Source organism: Streptomyces pyxinae, from assembly GCF_024756275.1.
Classification (GTDB): domain Bacteria; phylum Actinomycetota; class Actinomycetes; order Streptomycetales; family Streptomycetaceae; genus Streptomyces; species Streptomyces pyxinae.
The window spans coordinates 267603-287337 of the sequence record NZ_JANUGQ010000003.1 but is presented as its reverse complement, the minus strand read 5'-3'; the positions used below and the strand labels follow the sequence as shown (position 1 = coordinate 287337).

The 19735-nt window shown below is 71.9% G+C and carries 18 protein-coding genes and 2 tRNA genes; 7 read left to right on the top strand and 13 right to left on the bottom strand.

What is annotated here, in order from left to right:
- The first annotated feature begins 16 nt into the window (after positions 1 to 16).
- The 3 genes from NX801_RS06095 to pknB all read left to right on the top strand — a co-directional run bounded on the left by NX801_RS06095 (position 17) and on the right by pknB (position 5146).
- On the top strand, positions 17 to 1426 hold the full coding sequence (locus NX801_RS06095; RefSeq protein ID WP_258785983.1) for an FtsW/RodA/SpoVE family cell cycle protein: 1410 nt from the start codon (positions 17 to 19) through the stop codon (positions 1424 to 1426).
- Positions 1423 to 2883, top strand: coding sequence for a peptidoglycan D,D-transpeptidase FtsI family protein (locus NX801_RS06090; RefSeq protein WP_258785980.1), 1461 nt, complete (start codon positions 1423 to 1425; stop codon positions 2881 to 2883). Before NX801_RS06095 ends, NX801_RS06090 begins: the two co-directional genes overlap by 4 nt.
- A gap of 253 nt (positions 2884 to 3136) precedes the next feature.
- A complete protein-coding gene (gene pknB / locus NX801_RS06085; protein ID WP_258785975.1) occupies positions 3137 to 5146 on the top strand; it encodes a Stk1 family PASTA domain-containing Ser/Thr kinase in 2010 nt (669 codons plus the stop codon).
- Between the two features lie 240 nt (positions 5147 to 5386).
- Here pknB and NX801_RS06080 read toward each other — a convergent pair whose 3' ends face one another.
- The 5 genes from NX801_RS06080 to NX801_RS06060 all read right to left on the bottom strand — a co-directional run bounded on the left by NX801_RS06080 (position 5387) and on the right by NX801_RS06060 (position 9579).
- On the bottom strand, positions 5387 to 6064 hold the full coding sequence (locus tag NX801_RS06080) for a class E sortase (RefSeq protein WP_258785974.1): 678 nt from the start codon (positions 6062 to 6064) through the stop codon (positions 5387 to 5389).
- A gap of 23 nt (positions 6065 to 6087) precedes the next feature.
- Positions 6088 to 7422 carry a class E sortase gene (locus tag NX801_RS06075; protein WP_258785973.1) on the bottom strand — a complete coding sequence of 445 codons (1335 nt, stop codon included), beginning with the start codon at positions 7420 to 7422 and terminating at the stop codon, positions 6088 to 6090.
- A gap of 260 nt (positions 7423 to 7682) precedes the next feature.
- Positions 7683 to 8321, bottom strand: a complete 639-nt coding sequence (locus NX801_RS06070) for an aminodeoxychorismate/anthranilate synthase component II (protein WP_258785972.1) — start codon at positions 8319 to 8321, stop codon at positions 7683 to 7685.
- The gene (locus NX801_RS06065; RefSeq protein ID WP_258785971.1) at positions 8318 to 8479 is read right to left on the bottom strand and encodes a hypothetical protein; all 162 of its coding nucleotides are present in this window, start codon (positions 8477 to 8479) and stop codon (positions 8318 to 8320) included. The genes NX801_RS06070 and NX801_RS06065 overlap by 4 nt, the downstream gene beginning before the upstream one ends.
- A gap of 329 nt (positions 8480 to 8808) precedes the next feature.
- On the bottom strand, positions 8809 to 9579 hold the full coding sequence (locus tag NX801_RS06060; RefSeq protein WP_258785969.1) for a DUF881 domain-containing protein: 771 nt from the start codon (positions 9577 to 9579) through the stop codon (positions 8809 to 8811).
- Between the two features lie 139 nt (positions 9580 to 9718).
- On the opposite strand from NX801_RS06060, the gene crgA reads away from it, so the two are divergent.
- Positions 9719 to 9976: a cell division protein CrgA gene (crgA, locus tag NX801_RS06055; RefSeq protein WP_258785968.1), complete on the top strand. Its 258-nt coding sequence runs from the start codon at positions 9719 to 9721 to the stop codon at positions 9974 to 9976.
- Between the two features lie 484 nt (positions 9977 to 10460).
- On the opposite strand, the gene NX801_RS06050 is transcribed toward crgA, so the two are convergent.
- Together NX801_RS06050 and NX801_RS06045 are read right to left on the bottom strand one after the other, a co-directional pair.
- The gene (locus NX801_RS06050; protein ID WP_258786118.1) at positions 10461 to 11324 is read right to left on the bottom strand and encodes a rhomboid family intramembrane serine protease; all 864 of its coding nucleotides are present in this window, start codon (positions 11322 to 11324) and stop codon (positions 10461 to 10463) included.
- Between the two features lie 295 nt (positions 11325 to 11619).
- Positions 11620 to 12150 (bottom strand): peptidylprolyl isomerase, encoded by a 531-nt coding sequence (locus tag NX801_RS06045; protein WP_258785967.1) that lies wholly within the window; start codon positions 12148 to 12150, stop codon positions 11620 to 11622.
- 567 nt (positions 12151 to 12717) lie between these two features.
- On the opposite strand from NX801_RS06045, the gene NX801_RS06040 reads away from it, so the two are divergent.
- Positions 12718 to 13404 (top strand): DUF5324 family protein, encoded by a 687-nt coding sequence (locus NX801_RS06040; RefSeq protein ID WP_258785966.1) that lies wholly within the window; start codon positions 12718 to 12720, stop codon positions 13402 to 13404.
- 63 nt (positions 13405 to 13467) lie between these two features.
- Here the strand turns inward: NX801_RS06040 and NX801_RS06035 are convergent, their stop codons facing one another.
- Entirely contained in the window at positions 13468 to 13980 is a 513-nt protein-coding gene (locus tag NX801_RS06035; RefSeq protein ID WP_258785965.1) for a DUF6344 domain-containing protein, read from the bottom strand.
- Between the two features lie 460 nt (positions 13981 to 14440).
- Positions 14441 to 14513, bottom strand: a tRNA-Ala gene (locus NX801_RS06030).
- A gap of 172 nt (positions 14514 to 14685) precedes the next feature.
- Here NX801_RS06030 and NX801_RS06025 point away from each other — a divergent pair.
- Positions 14686 to 15234 (top strand): helix-turn-helix domain-containing protein, encoded by a 549-nt coding sequence (locus NX801_RS06025; RefSeq protein ID WP_258785964.1) that lies wholly within the window; start codon positions 14686 to 14688, stop codon positions 15232 to 15234.
- Positions 15235 to 15277: 43 nt separating this feature from the next.
- On the top strand, positions 15278 to 16942 hold the full coding sequence (locus NX801_RS06020) for a serine/threonine-protein kinase (protein ID WP_258785963.1): 1665 nt from the start codon (positions 15278 to 15280) through the stop codon (positions 16940 to 16942).
- Between the two features lie 54 nt (positions 16943 to 16996).
- Here the strand turns inward: NX801_RS06020 and NX801_RS06015 are convergent, their stop codons facing one another.
- From NX801_RS06015 to NX801_RS06000, 4 genes are all read right to left on the bottom strand, one after another.
- Positions 16997 to 18325 carry a hypothetical protein gene (locus NX801_RS06015; protein WP_258785962.1) on the bottom strand — a complete coding sequence of 443 codons (1329 nt, stop codon included), beginning with the start codon at positions 18323 to 18325 and terminating at the stop codon, positions 16997 to 16999.
- 296 nt (positions 18326 to 18621) lie between these two features.
- Positions 18622 to 18756: a DLW-39 family protein gene (locus NX801_RS06010; protein WP_003958712.1), complete on the bottom strand. Its 135-nt coding sequence runs from the start codon at positions 18754 to 18756 to the stop codon at positions 18622 to 18624.
- A 223-nt stretch (positions 18757 to 18979) separates the two neighbouring features.
- Positions 18980 to 19053: transfer RNA gene (locus NX801_RS06005), tRNA-Ile, on the bottom strand.
- Between the two features lie 69 nt (positions 19054 to 19122).
- On the bottom strand, positions 19123 to 19734 hold the full coding sequence (locus tag NX801_RS06000; RefSeq protein WP_428986068.1) for a DUF3566 domain-containing protein: 612 nt from the start codon (positions 19732 to 19734) through the stop codon (positions 19123 to 19125).
- Position 19735 lies beyond the last annotated feature (1 nt).

Genomic DNA, 19735 nt, shown 5'->3' with positions numbered 1-19735 from the left:
GGGGCCTTTCACCACCATGAGCGTTGTCACCAACACGACCACCATCGGCGCGATCGACGCACCGAGCCGCCGCAACACCGAGCTGGCGCTGCTCGCCTTCGCCGTCGCGATCCCGGTGTTCGCGTACCTCAATGTCGGCCTCGCCCTGGACGGCAAGGTCCCGTCCGGCATGCTCGGATACGGGCTCGGCCTCGGCCTGATGGCCGGCGTGGCCCACCTCGTGGTGCGCAAGTTCGCCAAGTACGCGGACCCCCTGCTGCTGCCCCTGGCCACCCTGCTCAACGGCCTCGGCCTGGTGCTGATCTGGCGCCTCGACCAGTCGCCGCGGCTGATCCAGCGAGCCGAGCGGCTCTTCCACTCACACAGTGCGGACGCCCCCAAGCAGCTCATGTTCTCCGCGATCGGCATCGCGCTCTTCGTAGCCGTGCTGATCGTGCTCAAGGACCACCGTGTCCTTCAGCGTTACACGTACATCTCCATGGTTCTGGCGCTGATCCTGCTGATCTTGCCGATGTTCTTTCCAGCGGTGAACGGCGCCAAGATCTGGATCAAGCTCGGCCCTTTCACCGTGCAGCCGGGCGAGTTCGCAAAAATCATCATCGCGGTCTTCTTCTCCGGCTATCTGATGGTGAAGCGGGACGCCCTGGCGCTCGCCAGCCGTCGTTTCATGGGCCTGTACTTGCCACGAGGCCGTGACCTCGGCCCGATCCTGGCCGTTTGGGTCATGTCGATCCTGGTGCTCGTCTTCGAGACCGACCTCGGTACCTCGCTGCTGTTCTTCGGCCTCTTCGTGGTCATGCTCTACGTCGCCACCGAGCGGACCAGCTGGATCGTGTTCGGCCTGCTGATGTCGGCGGCGGGCGCGGTGGGTGTGGCCTCCTTCGAGCCACACGTCCAGCAGCGCGTCGAATTCTGGCTCGACCCTTTCGCGGAGGCGACCCTCCAGCAGAGCGATCAGGCCGCCCAGGCGCTGATGTCCTTCGGCTCCGGCGGCGTTCTCGGCACCGGACTCGGTCAGGGCAATTCGGACCTGATCGGCTTCGCGGCCAACTCCGACTTCATCCTGTCCACGGTCGGTGAGGAGTTCGGCCTGGCCGGAATGATGGCCTTCCTGATCGTCTACGGGCTGATCGTGGAGCGCGGCGTACGCACCGCCCTGGCCGCCCGGGACCCCTTCGGCAAGCTGCTGGCCATCGGTCTCTCCGGCGCCTTCGCGATTCAGGTCTTCGTCGTGGCAGGCGGTGTCATGGGCCTCATCCCGCTGACCGGTATGACGATGCCGTTCGTCGCCTACGGTGGCTCCTCCGTGCTTGCCAACTGGGCCCTGATCGGCATTCTGATCCGCATCAGTGACACCGCCCGGCGTCCCGCCCCCGCCCCCGCCCCGTCCCCCGACGCTGAGTTGACCCAGGTGGTCCGACCATGAACAAGCCGCTGCGCCGGATCGCTGTCTTCTGCGGCCTCCTCGTTCTCGCGCTGCTGCTGCGCAGTAACTGGCTCCAGTACGTCCAGGCGGAGGAACTCAGCACTCACGCGAAAAACCAGCGTGTGACGATCGCCCGGTACGCGGCACCGCGCGGCAACATCATCGTGGACGGCAAGCCGATCACTGGTTCCGTCGACTCCAAGGACCCGCTCTACCGCTACAAGCGCACCTATGTCGACGGCCGCATGTGGGCACCGGTGACCGGGTACGCCTCGCAGGCGTTCGACGCCAACCAGATCGAGAAGCTTCAGGACGGCATTCTCACCGGCAACAGCGACCAGCTCTTCTTCGACCGCACCCTGGCGATGTTCACCGGGGAGAAGCGGAAGGGCGGCGACGTCGTCACCACCCTCAACAGTGCCGCCCAGCGGGCCGCCTTCGAGGGGCTCGGCAAGAAGAAGGGGGCCGTCGCGGCGATCGACCCCCAGACGGGCAAGATCCTCGCGCTCGCCTCGACTCCTTCGTACGACCCTTCCGCCTTCGCCGGCTACAGCGACAAGGACGCCAAGGCTTGGCAGTCGCTGGACAAGGACAAGGACAAGCCGATGCTCAACCGGGCGCTGCGCGAGACGTACCCGCCCGGCTCGACCTTCAAGGTCGTCACCGCCGCGGCCGCCCTGGAGCACGGCAAGATCCAGGACATCAAGGCGCCGACGGACACCCCGGAGCCGTACATCCTCCCGCTCTCCACCCAGCCGATGGTCAACCACGCGTCCGGCTGTGAGCACGCCAGTCTCATCAAGGCGCTGGAGGTCTCCTGCAACTCGGTCTTCGCCAAGCTCGGCGACGACGTCACCCGCGACAAGATGCTGGAGACGGCGGAGAAGTTCGGCTTCAACAAGGAGCAGTTCGTCCCGGTCCGCGCCAACGCCTCGGTGTACGACAAGAACATGGACCGGGGCGGCAACGCGCTCTCGTCCATCGGCCAGTTCAACACCGCCGCCACCCCGCTCCAGATGGCCATGGTCACGGCGGCGATCGCCAACGACGGCAAGCTGATGCAGCCGTACATGATCGACCAGCTGCGCGCACCCAACCTGGACGTCATCGAGAAGACCGAGCCGCGGGAGCTCAGCCGCCCGGTCTCCCAGGAGAACGCGCAGCTCATCCAGCAGATGATGGAGAGCGTCGTCGAGCGGGGCACCGGCGGCAGCGCCAAGCTGGACATGGACGGGGTGAAGGTCGGCGGCAAGACCGGTACCGCCCAGCACGGCGAGAACAACGCCAAGCGCCCCTACGCCTGGTTCATCTCGTACGCGAAGACCGACGCCGGCTCCCCGGTCGCCGTGGCCGTCGTGGTCGAGGACAGCGACGCCAGCCGCGACGACATCACCGGTGGCGGCCTGGCGGCACCGATCGCCAAGGCGGTGATGAAGGCCGTCCTGGAGAAGAAGTAGTGGCTCCGGACACCTTCGGACGCCTCCGGACGGGTTCCCGGCGCCCGCGGGCGGGTTCCGGCGCCTCCGGACGGCGGCGGCGCCCGGGAAACCGGTCCCGGGCCCGCCGTATACCGGTCGGGTATCGGCTCGGGGGCGACCGGCGGTCGCGGTCCGCACGGCTTGTCGCGGCCGGTAGCGTATGCGCGAACAGCACACCGGCGGACCACACACAGAGGTGCGGTCGGGACTGACGGAGAGGGCTGGAACAGTTATGGAAGAGCCGCGTCGCCTCGGCGGCCGGTACGAGCTGGGCTCGGTGCTCGGCCGCGGTGGCATGGCGGAGGTCTATCTCGCCCACGACACCCGGCTCGGCCGCACCGTCGCCGTGAAGACGCTGCGGGCCGACCTCGCCCGTGACCCGTCCTTCCAGGCCCGGTTCCGCCGTGAGGCCCAGTCGGCCGCCTCGCTCAACCACCCGGCGATCGTCGCCGTGTACGACACGGGCGAGGACTACGTCGACAACATCTCCATCCCGTACATCGTGATGGAGTACGTCGACGGGTCCACCCTCCGTGAGCTGCTGCACTCGGGCCGCAAGCTGCTTCCCGAGCGCACGCTGGAGATGACGGTCGGCATCCTCCAGGCCCTGGAGTACTCGCACCGGGCCGGCATCGTCCACCGGGACATCAAGCCCGCCAACGTCATGCTGACCCGCACCGGCCAGGTCAAGGTCATGGACTTCGGCATCGCCCGGGCCATGGGCGACGCGGGCATGACCATGACCCAGACGGCCGCCGTCATCGGCACCGCCCAGTACCTCTCGCCCGAGCAGGCCAAGGGCGAGCAGGTCGACGCCCGCTCGGACCTCTACTCCACCGGCTGCCTGCTGTACGAGCTGCTGACCGTCCGGCCGCCGTTCGTCGGCGACTCGCCCGTGGCCGTGGCGTACCAGCACGTACGCGAGGAACCGCAGCCGCCCAGCACCTTCGACCCCGAGATCACGCCCGAGATGGACGCCATCGTCCTCAAGGCGCTGGTCAAGGACCCGGACTACCGCTATCAGTCGGCCGACGAGATGCGTGCCGACATCGAGGCGTGCCTGGAGGGCCAGCCGGTGGCCGCCACCGCGGCGCTCTCCGGCGCCGGCTACGGCTACCCCCACGACGAGCAGGCGACCACCGCGTTCCGGCAGACCGGACCGGCCGACCAGACGTCGATGCTGCCGCCGATGAACCCGGACGACGGGGGCTACGGCTACGACGACCGGTCGCCCCACCGGCGCCAGAAGAACCAGCGGAAGTCCAGCCTCTCCACCGTGCTGCTGGTGCTCGCGGGCGTCCTGGTGCTGGTCGGCGCGGTGCTCATCGGCTGGACGCTCGTCAAGGGCAACGACGGCGCCGCGGACACGGTGACGGTGCCGCAGCTGGTCGGCAAGCCGCTGGCGGAGGCGCAGCAGTCGGCCGAGAACGCCGAGGTGAAGCTCCAGCAGAGCGGCACCGACCGCTGCGACCAGCCGAAGGGCTCGATCTGCACGCAGTCGCCGACCGCCGACGCCACCATGGGCAAGGGCGAGACCATCCAGGTGGTCGTGTCGGAGGGCGCGCCCAAGGTCGAGGTCCCGGACGTCACGGAGAAGTCCGCGGAGAACGCCGAGAAGCTGCTTCGCGAGAAGGGCTTCGACGTCAAGATCAAGAAGGTGGAGTCCGACAAGACCCCGGGCACCGTCGTCGAGCAGGACCCGAGCGGCAACTCGCAGGCCGAGAAGGGCACCGAGGTGACCATCACGGTCGCCCGGAAGAGCCAGCAGACCGTGCCGGCCGTGGTCGGAACGCAGTACGACGCGGCCAAGGCGCAGCTGGAGACGCTCGGCTTCACGGTCGCCCGCGCCGACGTCGACTCCGACAAGCCCGCGGGCGAGGTCGTCGGCCAGGACCCGGCCGCCAACTCCCGTACGGACAAGAACGCCACGGTGACGCTCCAGGTCTCCAAGGGCCCGCAGCAGCCGGAGCAGGTCCAGGTGCCCGGCGATATCGTGGGGAAGAGCTACGGGGAGGTGAAGGGCCAGCTGGAGGGGCTCGGCCTCACCGTCGCCCTGTCCCCGGGATCGCCCGACAAGGACGACGCCAAGGTGCTCGGCAGCAATCCGGCGCCCGGCTCCAACGTCAAGAAGGGCGACACCGTCACCCTGCTCACGGTGGGCGGTGGCGACGGCAACGACCAGGGCGGCAACGACCAGCAGGGCAGTACGATCCTCGGCAACTTCGGCAACTTCGGCGGCTGAGCCACCTCCGGGGGGCCCGCGGTGAATCCGCCGGTTCCTGAGGGATCCCGGCGGACCCCGGCGGATCCTGAGAGGTCCTGACGGGACGCCCGCTACGGCCGAGGGCCGGCTCCCACCCGGGGGCCGGCCCTCGGCCGTTCGCGTGCCGTCTCCCGCCTCGTACCGTTTCCCGCCTCGTACCGTCTGCCGCCGCCGCATCACACGGCCTGCCCCGTCTCCGGGCGCGGGCCCGGTGACCGGTCAGCGCAGCTCGGCCGGCGGGGTACGGGCGGCGTCCACCTTCTCGGTGCGCTCCAGCTCGCCCCAGACGATGTACCGGTAGTCCGAGGTGTAGACCGGCGTACAGGTGGTCAGCGTGATGTAGCGGCCCGGCTTGGCCTTCCCCGACTCCCTGGGCACCGGGTCCAGCACGTCCACATTGAACTTCGACGTCTCCGGGAGCGTCCTGTAGACCTTGTAGACGTACCAGAGGTCCCGGGTCTCGAAGACGATCGAGTCACCGTTCTTCAGCTTGTGGATGTTGTGGAACTTGGCGCCGTGCCCGTCCCGGTGGGCGGCGAGCGCGAAATTGCCGCGTGCGGCGGCCGGGAGGGCCGCCGCGACCGGATCGGTGTAGTAACCGGCCACACCGTCGTTGAGCACCTTCGGCCCGGTGCCCCGCTTGACCAGCACCTCGCCGTTCTTCATCGCGGGTACGTGCAGAAAGCCGATGCCGTCCCGGGTGTCCAGCGCGCCGGGCCCGGTGGCCGCCCAGCGGTCGCGCACGGAGTGGCTCTGCTTGTCGGCCTCCCGGTCGGCCAGGACATTGGTCCACCAGAGCGAGTAGACGACGAACAGACCCATCAGCACCCCGCCGGTGATCAGGAGTTCGCCGAAGACGCTGATCGCGCCTGCGATCCGGCTGCGCGCACGTACCACTAGATCTGTCCCGTCTCGAAGTCTCAGCCGACGAGCGCGTCCGGTTTGCCCTTGCTGCGCGGCCGTTCCTCGACCATCTTGCCCCACACGATCATGCGGTAGGTACTGGTGAACTCGGGGGTGCACGTGGTGAGCGTGATGTACCGGCCCGGGCCGTCGAACCCCGATCCCGGCGGGACCGGCTGGATCACCGAGACGTTCGACGGCGGGGTCTGAGGGAGCGTCCGGGTCATCTCATAGGTGTAGTAGGCGTCCTGGGTCTCCACCACGATCGGGTCACCCGGGACGAGCCGGTTGATGTAGCGGAACGGCTCGCCATGGGTGTTGCGGTGGCCGGCGACCGCGAAGTTGCCCTGCTTCGCCGAGGGGAGCGCGGTCCTCAGCCCGCCGGAGCCGTAGTGCCCCACCATCCCCCGGTCCAGCACCTGTTCCTTGTCGGTGCCCTCCGCGACCGGGACGACGACATCCAGCTTGGGGATGTACATGATGGCGAAGCCCTGGCCGGGCTCGAAGGCGTCCGGCCGCCGGCCCGCCGCCCAGGAGTCCTCGATCCGGCTCCTGGCCCGGTCGGCCTGCTGCCCGGCGCGCACATTGGTCCACCAGAGCTGATAGGTGACGAAGAGCAGCATCACCAGCCCGAGGGTGATGAACAGCTCGCCGGCGACCCGGCTGGCGATCACCCCGGCGCTGTCCTTGCGCGCCCGGGCCGCCCGCCGGGCCTCGACCCGGGTGAGCGGCCGCCCGCTCTCCACCGGGGCCGGAGCGGCCGGCGCGGCACCGTGCCGCCGGCCGCGGGCCCGGGCGGCCCGCCGGCGCTCGGCCCGGCCCCCGGCGGGCGGCACGGCCGGGCCTCCGGCGGCCGCGGTGCGCCCGGGAGCCGGCGGCACGCCCGCGTCGGCGCCCGAGTGGCCGGGCCTGGCCGCCCGGAGCGCCATCGTCTCGTCCTGCCGGACCGGCCCCGGGTACGGCGCCTCCGCACCGGAACCACCCGAGCCGCCGGGGCCACCGCGATCCCGGTACGGCTCCGGGCCGGGTGGGCGGCCGTGCCTCGGCCCCCGGGGCACCGGCACCTGATCCCGGGGCAGCGGGCGCACGGCGTGCGGGACCTGCTCCGGAGGCAGCGGCTGCGCGGCACCCGGGCCGGGCCCCCCGGGAGCGCTCCCGGGCGGCGCGTACCAGCCGGCCGCTCCGGGGTCCTCGTACCCTCCGCCGGCCCCGGTGGGCCAGGCTCCGGCCGGGCCGCCGGGGGCCCCGGGGCTCCCGCCGTACGGGCCCGGGGCCGGGCCGCGCCCGTACGCGCCCGGGGGCGGGGCCCCGTGGCGGCCCCGGGAGCCGCCGGGTGCCTCACCGCCGCCCACCGTACGGCCGTACGGCCCTGCCCCCGGCGAGCCGGAACCGCCGTACGGCCCCGGATCCGCCCCGCCGTACCCGTCCGGGCCGACTGCGTATCCGTCCGGGTCGGCCCCGTATCCGTCCGCTCCTGCCCCCGCGGCCGAGGGTCCGGTGCCGGGCCCGCCGGTCGCGCCGGACCGGTCCGGCGCCCGGAACCAGGGTGAGCCGTGCTGCCCGGCCGGCCCCTCCGCGTCGTACGCGCCGGGCCCGGGCGGGCGCCCGGAGGTCACGCGACGGCCTTGCCCACCACCGGCGCGAGCCCTGCCGACCGGGCGACCGCTCCGGTGTCACCGCACCGCTCCAGCCAGTTGGCGAGCATCAGGTGGCCGTGCTCGGTCAGCACCGACTCGGGGTGGAACTGCACGCCTTCCACGTCCAGTTCGCGATGGCGCAACCCCATGATGATGCCGTCCTCGGTACGAGCGGTGACCTCCAGCGCCTCCGGCAGCCGATCGGGCTCGGCGGCCAGCGAGTGGTACCGAGTGGCGGTGAACGGCGACGGCAGCCCGGCGAAGACCCCCCGGCCCTCGTGGACCACCGGCGAGGTCTTGCCGTGCAGCAGCTGGGGCGCGCGGTCGACCACCCCGCCGTACGCCACCGCCATCGACTGCATGCCGAGACAGACGCCGAAGACCGGCACCCCGGTGGCGGCACAGTGCCGCACCATGTCCACGCAGACGCCCGCCTGCTCAGGGGTGCCGGGACCGGGCGAGAGCAGAACGCCGTCGAAGCCGTCCCGCGCGTGGGCCGGCTCCACCTCGTCGTTCCGCCGGACCTCGCACTCGGCGCCGAGCTGGTACAGATACTGGACGAGGTTGAAGACGAAGCTGTCGTAGTTGTCCACGACGAGGATGCGTGCGCTCACTGGCCGTCCACCGTCACATCGTTGAACGGAAGCAGCGGCTCCGCCCAGGGGAACACATACTGGAAGAGCACATAGACGACCGCGAGGATCAGCACGAGCGAAATACCCGCCCGCGCCCACGCGTTGCCCGGCAGATGCCGCCAGATCCAGCCGTACATGACGACGCCGGTCCTTCCCGTCCGATGTGTCCATCCGTCTCTACGGCACCAGAGTACGGGGAGACTCAACCGGGGCGGGGCGCCTGTGGAAAACCCCTCACCCCGGCCCCGGCACGCGTTCGAGCCCCTGGTCGCGCTCGTGCCCCGGCCCGGGCCGGGGGCCGGTGGACCCCCGGCCCGGGCCCCGCGGAGCCACCGGCCGGGGGCCGGGGAGCGACCGGGCGCCGGGGAACGACCGGTACCGGGCCGGGGAGCGACCGGGAGCTGCCGACCAGGGGCCGGCCACCGGCCGGGGCCGGGGAGCGACCGGGGCCGGGGAGCGACCGGGGCTAGGGGGCGACCGGGCGGGCCTGGTGGAGGTCGATCGTGCCCGAGTACGCGGGCAGCGTCGTCGCGCCGTGCTCGTCGACCTTCCAGCCGAGGCCGTACGCCTTCACATAGAGCAGGTAGTTCTGGACCGCCACCGAGCCGTCGAGGGCCCGGCGCAGTCGCCCGGCGTCCCCCACCGCCGTGATCTTGTAGGGCGGTGAGTAGACCCGCCCCTGGAGGATGAGCGTGTTGCCGACGCAGCGCACCGCGCTGGTGGAGATCAGCCGCTGGTCCATGACTCGGATGCCCTTGGCGCCGCCCTTCCACAGGGCGTTGACCACGGCCTGGAGATCCTGCTGGTGGATGACCAGGTCATTGGCCTGGGGCTCCGGGTAGCCGGGTGCGGCGGTGGCCCCGGGAGGGGCGTCGTTGAGCGTCACGGTGACGCCCTCGCCCGACACCTTTGTCGTGCCCGCGGCCTTCTCCAGGGCGCCGAGCCGGGCGTCCTCCGCCTCCGTGGAGCCGTTGTCCCGCCGGGCCAGGGCGTCCACCTGCTCACGCATGGCGGCGGTCGCCTCGTCGAGTCCCGCGTTCTTGTCGCTGCGCGTCTCGATGAGGTCGGAGAGCTTCAACAGGGAGTCGTCCGTACGGAGGTTGGTGCCCTTGGCGGTGTTGAAACTGGTGACGAAGATGAGCCCGGCGAGCGCGAACACGGCACCGGTCAGCAGCCGGACCGGCCTCAGGCGTCCGCGCCGGACCGGCTCTCGGGGAGAGTCGGCGGAATTGCTCAACGTACCCTTATCTCCTTCACTGCCACGGAAGCACTACGCTAACGGACGCCCGGGCGAGGCAGTGGTCCATCGCCCTTCCGCCCCGGACCAGCCACAGTTACCTGCGCGGTCACGCAGCGCATCGACAGGAGAGTCCCTCGTGCCGAAGTCACGTATCCGCAAGAAGGCCGACTTCACCCCGCCGCCGGTGTCGAAGCAGGCGACCAGCATCAAGCTCTCCAGCCGCAGCTGGGTCGCCCCGGTGATGCTGGCGCTGTTCGCCATCGGGCTGGCCTGGATCGTGGTCTTCTACGTCACCGACGGCTCGCTGCCGCTGGAGTCGCTGCGCAACTGGAACATCGTGGTCGGCTTCGGCTTCATCGCCGCCGGATTCGGCGTCTCCACCCAGTGGAAGTGAGCTCCTCGCGCTCCCCGGGGAAGTGATCTCCCCCGGGCGGGCCGGCGCCGGGGGGCCGGGGCCCCGGGCCTCGCCGTGGGGAGAGCCATCAGGCGTCCCCGGGCCGCCCCGACGTCCAGGCGCGCCCCCGGCCATCCCGGCGTCCCGTGCCATCCAGGGTGTCCGGGCGTCCCGGGCAGCCCGGGATGATCCGCTCGCGCGTGCCGTGGGGAAAAGTGACCGCCGGATGACGGACGAACGCCCTCCAGGCCGTGTCCCCCGGTTATCCACAGCGTTGTACACAGAGGTGGAAAAGGTCAGACGATCTGTGGATAACCTGCGTCGGATTGGCGCCCATCTGACAGTCTCCGGCCTCTCAGAAGATACGATCCGCCCCTCGTCCGATCGGGTAAAGAACCAGGTCAGAGGCGAGGGGCGGTAACTTTCCGCACCCTGGGCACAGGTTCCGCCACGTACTGTGGACAACCATGGGGAAAGCTTCCGCTCAGCTGAGCGCGAATGTCCTCAGCAGCACCGTCACCAGAACGGCGGCGGCCACCAGCCCACAGGCTCCCCACTGGAAGGCGCCACGCAGCCGACGCGGCCCGTTCACCATCCCGTACCCGATGAGCGCGCCGGCCACCAGACCGCCCACATGGGCCTGCCAGGCGATGCCTTCCCAGAAGAAGGTGAGCACCAGGTTGAGCACCAGCAGGGTGAGGACCGGCCGCATGTCCTGGGCGAGCCGGCGCAGCAGCACCACCGTGGCACCGAGCAGCCCGAAAATCGCGCCCGATGCCCCCAGCGAGGGCTCGTTGGGCGCCGCCTCCAGGAAGAAGAACGCACTGCCCGCGAGGCCGGAGAGCAGATAGAGGGCCAGGTACCGCACCCTGCCGAGCGCCGCCTCCAGCGGACCGCCGAGCCACCAGAGCCCCAGCATGTTGAGGGCGAAGTGCCAGATCTCCTGGTGCAGGAAGACCGCGGTCACCAGCCGGTACCACTCGCCGTCCGCGACACCGACGGCCTCGCCCAGTGACGGGCTCCAGGCGAGCCCGATCAGATCGAGACGGTCGAGGAGGCCGGGCACGATCAACCCGGCCAGGAAGACCAGCGCGTTGATCCCGATGAGGATCTTGGTGACCAGCTGTGGATCGCCCGCCGCGACCCGGCCGCCCGCCAGGGTGCGCGGGTCGGCCGACCCGGCTCGCCCGGTGCCGGAACCACCCCGGACGCACTCCGGGCACTGGAACCCGACGGACGCCCCGATCATGCACTCCGGGCAGATCGGCCGCTCGCAGCGGGCGCAGCGGATTCCGGTGGGCGTCCCCGGATGGCGATAGCAGCTCGGCGGCTGCTCCTCCTGCCCCATGTGCTTCCCCTCGTCGACCCCGGTGGCGGCGTCGCGCACCTACCGCGCGAGGCCCCGACCATCCTTACGGACGGACGGGCCGCAAAGGTTCCCCGGGCACCACCCTCTTGGCGGTTGCGGCGCCGAGCGCGGCAGGGCCGGAGCCGAGCGCCCTCGCACTCGGCCCCGGTGGGGTCTTCCGGGGTCACTCCTTCCGGAGCCGGCCCCTCCCGTGTCCAGCCCTTCCGCCCGTCAGCCCTTCCGCCTGTCAGCTGTTCGGCTCTTCAGCCCTTCAGCTCCTCAGCCCTTCAGCTCCTCAGCTCTTCCGCGACTCGATCTCGACCGACTCGATCACCACGTCCTCGACCGGACGGTCGGTGCGCGGGTTGACCGGAGTGGCGGCGATGGCGTCCACGACCTCCTGGCCGGCCTCGGTGACCTCGCCGAAGATGGTGTGCTTCCGGGTCAGCCAGGTGGTCGGGGCGACCGTGATGAAGAACTGGGAGCCGTTGGTGCTGGGGCCGGCATTGGCCATGGCCAGCAGATAGGGGCGGTTGAACGACAGCTCGGGGTGGAACTCGTCGGCGAACTCGTAACCGGGGCCGCCGGTGCCGTTGCCCAGCGGATCGCCGCCCTGGATCATGAACCCGTCGATCACCCGGTGGAAAACCGTGCCGTCGTACAGCCGGTCGGTGGTCTTGGCCCCGGTCGCCGGGTGCGTCCACTCCCGCTCGCCGTTCGCGAGCTCGACGAAGTTGCGGACCGTCTTCGGGGCGTGGTTCGGCAGCAGCCGAATCTCGATGTCGCCCCGGTTGGTCCTCAGGGTGGCGTATAGCTGCTCGGCCACGACGTGCCTTCCTTGCCTCTGCTCCGGCGTTCGAGGAGGTCGGGCCCCGGACGCCGAGTCCTCTGTGCCTCTTCCGATCCTCGCACGGAAGCGCCCCGGCGCGCGGCAGCGCGAAGGCGGCACGCACAGGGCACGCGCACGGCGCACGGCGGTGGATTCGCCGGCCCGGTGGATTCACCCCGCCCGGCGGATGGAGGCACGCCGGACGGCACACACGGCAGTGCCCCGGGGCCAATGCCGAACGGCGTGACCTGCCCGGGGTCGGGACCACGAAGTCCACCCAATGTCACTCAAAAGCAAAAACAAGCAAGAAAATGAGCAAAGGAACGTACAAAAGAACGAGCAAGAGCGGAAAACAACCGGACCGTCCGTCGGACAGGGCCGATCGTGCCCCTGCGTCGGCGCACCGCGATGCCTCGCGGTCCAGGGGGCCGAACGGGCTCATCCCGCCCCGCCACGCTGCCCCGGATGCCCGGTACCGCATGCCGACGGCGCAACCCGCAGGCATGATTTTGAAAAGGGCGGAAAGCCGAATTAGCGACCCCGCCACCGAGGAGGAGGATCCCCGTGACCCGCATGGACAGCGTGCGCGCCGCGACCGGCTCGGCGAAGGACAGCGTGCTGCACGCCGCGGAAGTGGTGGCGCCTTACGCCGGCACAGCCAAGGAGCAGGCCGCCCACTATACGAACGAGGCCCGTGTGAAGCTCGCGCCCAAGGTCTCGGCGGCCGCGCACCAGGCGCGCGCCCAGGCCCGTCTCCAGTACGCCACGCGTGTCGCCCCGCATGTTCCGCCGAACATCGACAAGGCCGCTCAGCGTGCCGTGGACCAGACCCGTAAGGCCGCGCGTCAGGCCGCCGACTACACGGTTCCACGGGTGGAGCAGGCGGTCGCCGCCGCGCAGCCCGTGGGAGCCGAGGCCGCGGCCAGGTCCGCCGCCGCGCTGGCCGCGCTGCGTGGGCAGGTGACGGCGAAGGAGGTCCGGAAGCTTGTCAGGAAGCACGAGCGCCGGGCCCGGACGGGGCGGTTCGTCAAGGGCCTCGCGATCGCGGGCGTCGTGGCGGGCGGGGTCTTCGCGGCCTGGAAGTGGTGGGACAAGCAGGCCAACCCCGACTGGCTGGTCGAGCCGCCGGCGGCCACGGAGGTCTCCGAGCGGACGCCGCTGACCTCGGTCGACGGCAGCGGTGCGGTGCTCGACCCGGAGGTGGAGGCGAAGCAGGCGGACGCGGAGACCGACGGCGACGACCGTCGCTGAGCGGAGCCGTACCGGTGGGGCGCCGGGAGTCCAGCGTTTCGGCGCGTACGGGCCCCCGGCGTTCTACGCATCGGCGAGAGCCAGGTCGGCGCCGAGCGGCGTGGTGGCGGCGGGCACCCGGCGCACCGAGGGCGAGGAGCCGTGCGCCTCGGCCCGGATGCGCTGCTTGATGGTGGGCGGCAGCGAGCGGTCCAGCGGACCCGTTCCGTACGGCGTGTACGTCCCGTACGACGAATCCACCGGGTCCGTGTGCGTGGTCCCGGCGCCGGACCACGGTGCCGACCTGTGCGCCGGCGTGTGTGCCGACCGCTTCCCGTGCCCCTGCTGGGCCGGTACGCGGACGGGCAGCGGCTCCTGAGCGGACGCCGGCCCGGAGCCCCGTCCCGGCGGATCGATCACCCCCGCCGCGGTGCGCTCGGCCGCCGGTGCGGAGGCAGGGGTGGGGGCGGCCGGCGCGGCGGCCGGAGTGGTGGAGGCTGCGGAAGCGGTCCGGGTGAGACCGGCGACGGAGAGCAGGGCGTAGAGAGCGGTGATGAAGGCGGTCCAGAACTGCTTCACCTTGACGGCAGCGGCCATGACCCCTCACTTTCGGGTTGGGCGATCTACATACCTTTCTCATGATGTGTACGCATCTCGGGATTGCTCGGACCGACGCCGTTCTCGCGCCGATCTTCAGATGAACACCACCCGTACGGCCGTATCAGAGTGGACAACGCCCCGCTGAGGCCCTTCCCCGCCGCTCCCAGCCCCGTGCGCCCCGACGCCCGGACCCTTGAAACACCCGGCCGGGCCGGTCCTGAGGATCGCGGCAGGGCGGCGCCGGGGCCATGGCGGGGCGGCGCCCTGGCGGGGGTGGCGCCTCTTCCGCCACCGGACGTGGCGAAGGACCCGACGCCCCGGAACGGCGCGCATCCGGTCCGGGCCTGTCCGGTCCCGGATGCCGACGCCGGCGACCGTGTCGGCTCGGTGCCGACGTGAGATGTGCGAAGAGCCCTCCTGATCAGCGTTTCCACAGATCAGGAGGGCTCTCGTGAGGTGGAGCCTAGGGGAGTCGAACCCCTGACATCTGCCATGCAAAGACAGCGCTCTACCAACTGAGCTAAGGCCCCTGGACGGGTGGTGGTCACCGGACACGTCCTCGCGTCGCGGCGGCCGCCGGAGACCAGAGTACCGGGTGGACGGGGGTGCCCGGCAAAGGGATTGGGACTCCCGGTCGTACACCGCTCTCCGTAGGATGCTGGGCAGGTTCGCAGCAGCGAACCGAGGCGATGGGGAGGCGCGATGGAAGCCACGCAGCAGGACACCACGGCGAGGGCCAGAGAGCTGCAGCGCAGCTGGTATGGAGAGCCGCTGGGGGCGCTCTTCCGCCGGCTCATCGACGACCTGGGGCTCAACCAGGCCCGGCTCGCCGCGGTACTGGGGCTCTCGGCGCCGATGCTGTCCCAGCTGATGAGCGGCCAACGCGCGAAGATCGGCAACCCCGCCGTGGTCCAGCGGGTCCAGGCCCTCCAGGAGCTGGCCGGCCAGGTCGCCGACGGCAGTGTCAGCGCGGCCGAGGCCACCGACCGGATGGACGAGATCAAGAAGTCCCAGGGCGGTTCGGTGCTCACCGCGACCAGCCAGACCACCACCAGCTCGGGCGCGCCGACGGTCCGCCGGGTGGTCCGCGAGATCCAGTCACTGCTGCGCTCGGTCTCCGCCGCCGGGGACATCATCGACGCCGCCGACTCCCTCGCCGCCACCCACCCCGAACTCGCCGAGTTCCTGCGGGTGTACGGCGCCGGACGCACCGCCGACGCGGTCGCCCACTACGAGGCGCATCAGAACTGAGAGAAAGTCCGGACAGGCGGGGGTGGGGGAGCGGACGCGGCGCATGGGTGAGGTCTTCGCTGCTCGGTACGAGCTGATCGACCCGATCGGCCGGGGCGGGGTGGGCGCCGTCTGGCGCGCCTGGGACCATCGCCGCCGCCGCTATGTGGCCGCCAAGGTCCTTCAGCAGAGCGATGCCCACGCCCTGCTGCGCTTCGTGCGCGAGCAGGCCCTGCGGATCGACCACCCGCACGTCCTCGCCCCCGCCAGCTGGGCGGCCGACGACGACAAGGTGCTGTTCACCATGGACCTGGTGGGCGGCGGCTCGCTGGCCCATGTCATCGGGGACTACGGACCGCTGCCGGCCCGGTTCGTCTGCGTCCTGCTCGACCAGTTGCTCGCCGGTCTGGCGGCGGTGCACGCCGAGGGGGTCGTGCACCGGGACATCAAGCCGGCCAACATCCTGCTGGAGGCGACCGGCGCCGGGCGGCCGCACCTCCGCCTCTCCGACTTCGGCATCGCCATGCGCAAGGGCGAGCCCCGGCTCACCGAGACCGACTATGTGGTGGGCACCCCGGGCTACTTCGCGCCCGAACAATTGCTGGGCGCCGAACCGGACTTCGCCGCCGATCTGTTCGCGGTGGGCCTGGTCGCCCTCCATCTGCTGGAGGGCCGCAAGCCGGACACCAGGGCCCTGGTCGACCACTTCACGGCGTACGGCACCCCGGGTGCCCCGCAGGGCGTGCCCGAGCCGCTGTGGCAGGTCGTCGCCGGTCTGCTCCAGCCGGACCCGGCGGCCCGGTTCCGTACCGCCACCGGCGCCCGGAAGGCTCTGGCGGCCGCCGTCGAGCTGCTCCCGGAGCCGGGGCGGGATGAGGAGCCGGTCGAGGTCTTCGACCAGCTCGGCCCGCTGCCCGCCGGGTACGGCCCTGAGGGCCCGGACAGCCCCGCGCCCCGCGCTCCCGTCGAGGGCACCAGGAAGGTCACCGGGTACGGCACCGGGTACGGCGGTGGAGCTGGCAACGGAGCGGCCGTCCCGCCGGAGGGCCCGGCCACGGGCGCACCGGCCGACCCGGTTGCTGCGGCCGCCCCGGCCGCCGGCACCGGCGGCGCGGCGGGTGGCCCGGCGCCCGGCGGGCCCGGGCCCGTCGGTTGCCCGACCGGCGGGCCCGTCACCGGTCCGGGAGCCGGTGCCGCTCCCGCGTCCGGCCGGCCGTGGTCGGTTTCGTCCGGCACCGGCACCTCCCGGCTCGCCCCGCCACCCGAGCGCCCGCAGGGCCCACCGCCCGGACCCGTGCCGGGGGCCTGGCTACGGCCCGGGCCCGCGGCGCCCGCCGCCCCGGGAGCCACTACCGCCCCGGAGGCCGCCGCCCCGGGGGCCCCTGTCCCGGCGCCCGCCGCCCCGGGCGCCGCCGTCACGGGAGACGCCGTTCCAGGGATCGCCGTCCAGGGCGTCGCCGCCCCGGACCTGCTGAGCGCCCGGCCGGAACCGGCGCCCACTCGCCCGTACACCGCGCCGGCGCACCTGGGCCGGCCGGCCACCGGACCCGGCCTGTCCGGCGTACCTGACCCATCCGGCCCGTCCGGGGCGCCCGGCCCGTCCGGGGCGCCGGCCCGCACGGCCGCCGCGCGCCGGCGCCCCGGACCGCCGCCGAAGGTGGCCGTACCGGTGCTGCTGCTGGCCCTGATCTGTTACGCCGTCGGTTTCTGGGCGCTCGCCAGGGGTTGACCCTCCGGCGGCCCGGTCGCGGCCACCCCACGGCTGCCCCGGGGAGTACGGACCTCAGCGGGCCGCGGTCCTGCGGGCTGACAGGGCCCAGGCACCGAGCCCGAGCACCAGGGCCGTCCCGGTGCCGATCCCCGCCACCGCGACGGTCCGCAGGGTGGCGCTCCTGGCCGCCGCCCCCGGCACGCTCCGCCCAGCGGCAGCGTCCTCCCGGTCGCCGGCCGTCACCGCGAAAATCCCGGGGAACCCGTCGTAGGCGAAGGGCTTCGGGGTGCCCCGCACGGTGACCCGCAGGGACAGCCCGTACGGCTTCCGGCCGAAGCTCCCGCCGACCTCGGGGCTGAGCGTGACCCGCAGGTAGTACCAGCCGGCGAACCGCACGGCCCGCACGGTGGAGTCGGAGGAGAAACGGTTCTCGTAGGCGACCGGCGGCAGCGCGTCGAGCGCCACCGACTTCTGTCTGCCGTCGTAGGAGACACCGTTCCCGCTCGTCACCAGGCCGAGCGCCGGGTTGTAGAGGTCGACGGCCAGCGCGCTGCCCACCGAACCGCCGCCGGTCCCGGCGGAACTGCCCAGTTCGGCGTCGGCGAAGAGCTGCTGACCCCAGTCGACCGGCACCCGGTAGAACCGGCTCCGGCCCGGCTCGATCCGGTCCTTCCACTCCCCCTGGGTCAGCCCGGGAGCGTCGGCGAACCCGCCACCTCCGGTCCGGTCCCGGAGACCGCCCGGGGGCGGCGGGGAGGCGCTCGGCCATACGGAGGGCGCGGCGGTGGGGCCGGCGTCCCGGGGACCGGGTTCCAGCACGGGGCGGAGCTCCAGCTGCCAGGGCTCGCGCGAGGAGCCCTTGCCGGTGGCCCGCTCGACGACGAGGTAGTACGGGCCGGCCTCCTGGCAGGTGGAACCGCCGGCCTCGACGGTGCGGCCGGCAGAGGTGGCCAGCGGCCGGGGGTAGGCGGCCGAGCCGATCGGGGCGTCGTCATGGCCGCAGTCGCGGCCGTCCCGGTCCTGGAGCGTCACCTTGAGCCTGTCCTCATAGGTGACCCGGCCGTCCGCCGGGGGGACGGCGACGGCGGAGACATAGGCGTTGCTCCGGGCGTCCAGCTCGACCCGGTAGAACAGCTTCCCGTCCGCCTCGACCGCGTCCCGGTACACGGCGCCCGCCTCGATCACCGGGGCGTCGCTGCTGCCCGCCGCGCCGCGCACCGTCCGGGCGCCGTCGGCGAAGGCGTACGAGCCGGGCGCCTCCGCCGCCGAGGCCGGCCGGGCCACCGCCGTCCCCAGCAGCGCGGCGCCGGCCGCCGCGGCGCACCGCAGCGCGATCCCGGCCGGCCGCCCGGCCCCGGCGCACCGTCTCTTCGCTCGCCGTTTCGTCCCCCACCGCCTCATCACCGGCTGCTCCCCCCAGGGCCTGTGGTCCGCACCCCGCCGGGCTCCGGGCCCGTGGTGCCGGACCATCCTGCCCCGGCCGCGGCGCCGCTGTCTGCGCCCGGCCGGAAGACCGGCGGCATCCGGGCGCATTCGCTGCCGCGAAGGAAATCGTTGCGGTGGCGAATCCCGGCGGGGCCGTCCCGCAACCGGGCCCCGGCGTCCGGAACGCCTGGCGAGGCCCGGACAGCACAAGGCCCCGGTCGCTGACTCAGCGACCGGGGCCCGTACGCAGTTCGTCTGTCGACTGCCTCGGCTCACACACCGGAACCAGCGGGCACGGAGTCGGTCGCCTCCGTCCACAGGTCCTGCTCGGCGCGGTCCGCCTGGATCTGGCGGTACACGAGGAGTCCGCCGATGGCGGCCAGGGCGACCAGGAGAAGCTTCTTCACCGCGCGACCTCGTCTTTCTTGACGTAGGAGACCTTCTGGCGCCCGACTATACACACCGGCCGATACCAATCGGTGACCTGCCTCCGGCCCCCCGCACCGGCCCGGGGACGGCGGGGAAGAACGGCGGCTCCACGGCGGAACAGGGTGCTTCACGACAGAACAGGGCGGGTGCACACGAAGAAGCCCGGCCGGTCAATGATGACCTGCCGGGCTTCTTCGACTGTGGGGCTAACAGGATTTGAACCTGTGGCCTCATCCTTATCAGGGATGCGCTCTAACCAACTGAGCTATAGCCCCGCCGCGCTGCGCGCTGACCTCTGAAGATTAGCGCACAGAGCCGGAACTCCCCAAATCCGCTGCCCGGGGCTACTCGTCCTCGGCGAGCGTGAGCTCGACCCCGCCGACGAAGCCCGCCGACAGGTTGTAGACGAAGGCACCGAGGGTGGCCAGCGCCGTCGCGAGGACGACGTCGATCACCGCGATCACCGAGGTGAAGAGCAGCACCCGCGGCAGCGACAGGAAGGACTGGAGGTCGAAGCCGTTGCTCTCATTGGAGCCGGTGGCCTCGCTGATCGTGCCGCCGACCGTGGTGAAGACGCCCATCGCGTCCATGACCATCCAGAGCACCGCGGCGGCGACCACCGTGCAGATGCCGAGCGCGATGGAGAGCAGGAAGCTCACCTTCATCACCGACCAGGGATCGGCCTTGGCCACCCGCAGCCGGGCCTTGCGGGTGCGCGGGGTGGTCTTGGCGCCGGTACGCGCCAGCCGGGCGGCCGCGCCGCCCTGGCCGCCGTCCCCGGCGCCGTACGCCTGCGGCGGGTGGTACGGACCGGAGGACTTCTTGGCGGCGGGGCGATCGCCGGGCAGCGGCCCCTCGTCGTACGTGGTCACCGACACCCCCTGGGAGTCCGCGGCGGAGCCACGGGCACCTTTCGTTTTGGAAGCAGCCGATCCGGCGCCCGTGGCTCCACTCACG

Excerpts from the sequence above, each read along its gene's own strand:
- NX801_RS06015 (WP_258785962.1), bottom strand. The coding sequence starts at position 18,325 with ATGAGGCGGTGGGGGACGAAACGGCGAGCGAAGAGACGGTGCGCCGGG.
- NX801_RS06020 (WP_258785963.1), top strand. The coding sequence starts at position 15,278 with ATGGGTGAGGTCTTCGCTGCTCGGTACGAGCTGATCGACCCGATCGGC.
- NX801_RS06090 (WP_258785980.1), top strand. The coding sequence starts at position 1,423 with ATGAACAAGCCGCTGCGCCGGATCGCTGTCTTCTGCGGCCTCCTCGTT.
- NX801_RS06050 (WP_258786118.1), bottom strand. The coding sequence starts at position 11,324 with ATGGGGCAGGAGGAGCAGCCGCCGAGCTGCTATCGCCATCCGGGGACG.
- pknB (WP_258785975.1), top strand. The coding sequence starts at position 3,137 with ATGGAAGAGCCGCGTCGCCTCGGCGGCCGGTACGAGCTGGGCTCGGTG.
- NX801_RS06025 (WP_258785964.1), top strand. The coding sequence starts at position 14,686 with ATGGAAGCCACGCAGCAGGACACCACGGCGAGGGCCAGAGAGCTGCAG.
- NX801_RS06035 (WP_258785965.1), bottom strand. The coding sequence starts at position 13,980 with ATGGCCGCTGCCGTCAAGGTGAAGCAGTTCTGGACCGCCTTCATCACC.
- NX801_RS06065 (WP_258785971.1), bottom strand. The coding sequence starts at position 8,479 with ATGTACGGCTGGATCTGGCGGCATCTGCCGGGCAACGCGTGGGCGCGG.
- NX801_RS06095 (WP_258785983.1), top strand. The coding sequence starts at position 17 with ATGAGCGTTGTCACCAACACGACCACCATCGGCGCGATCGACGCACCG.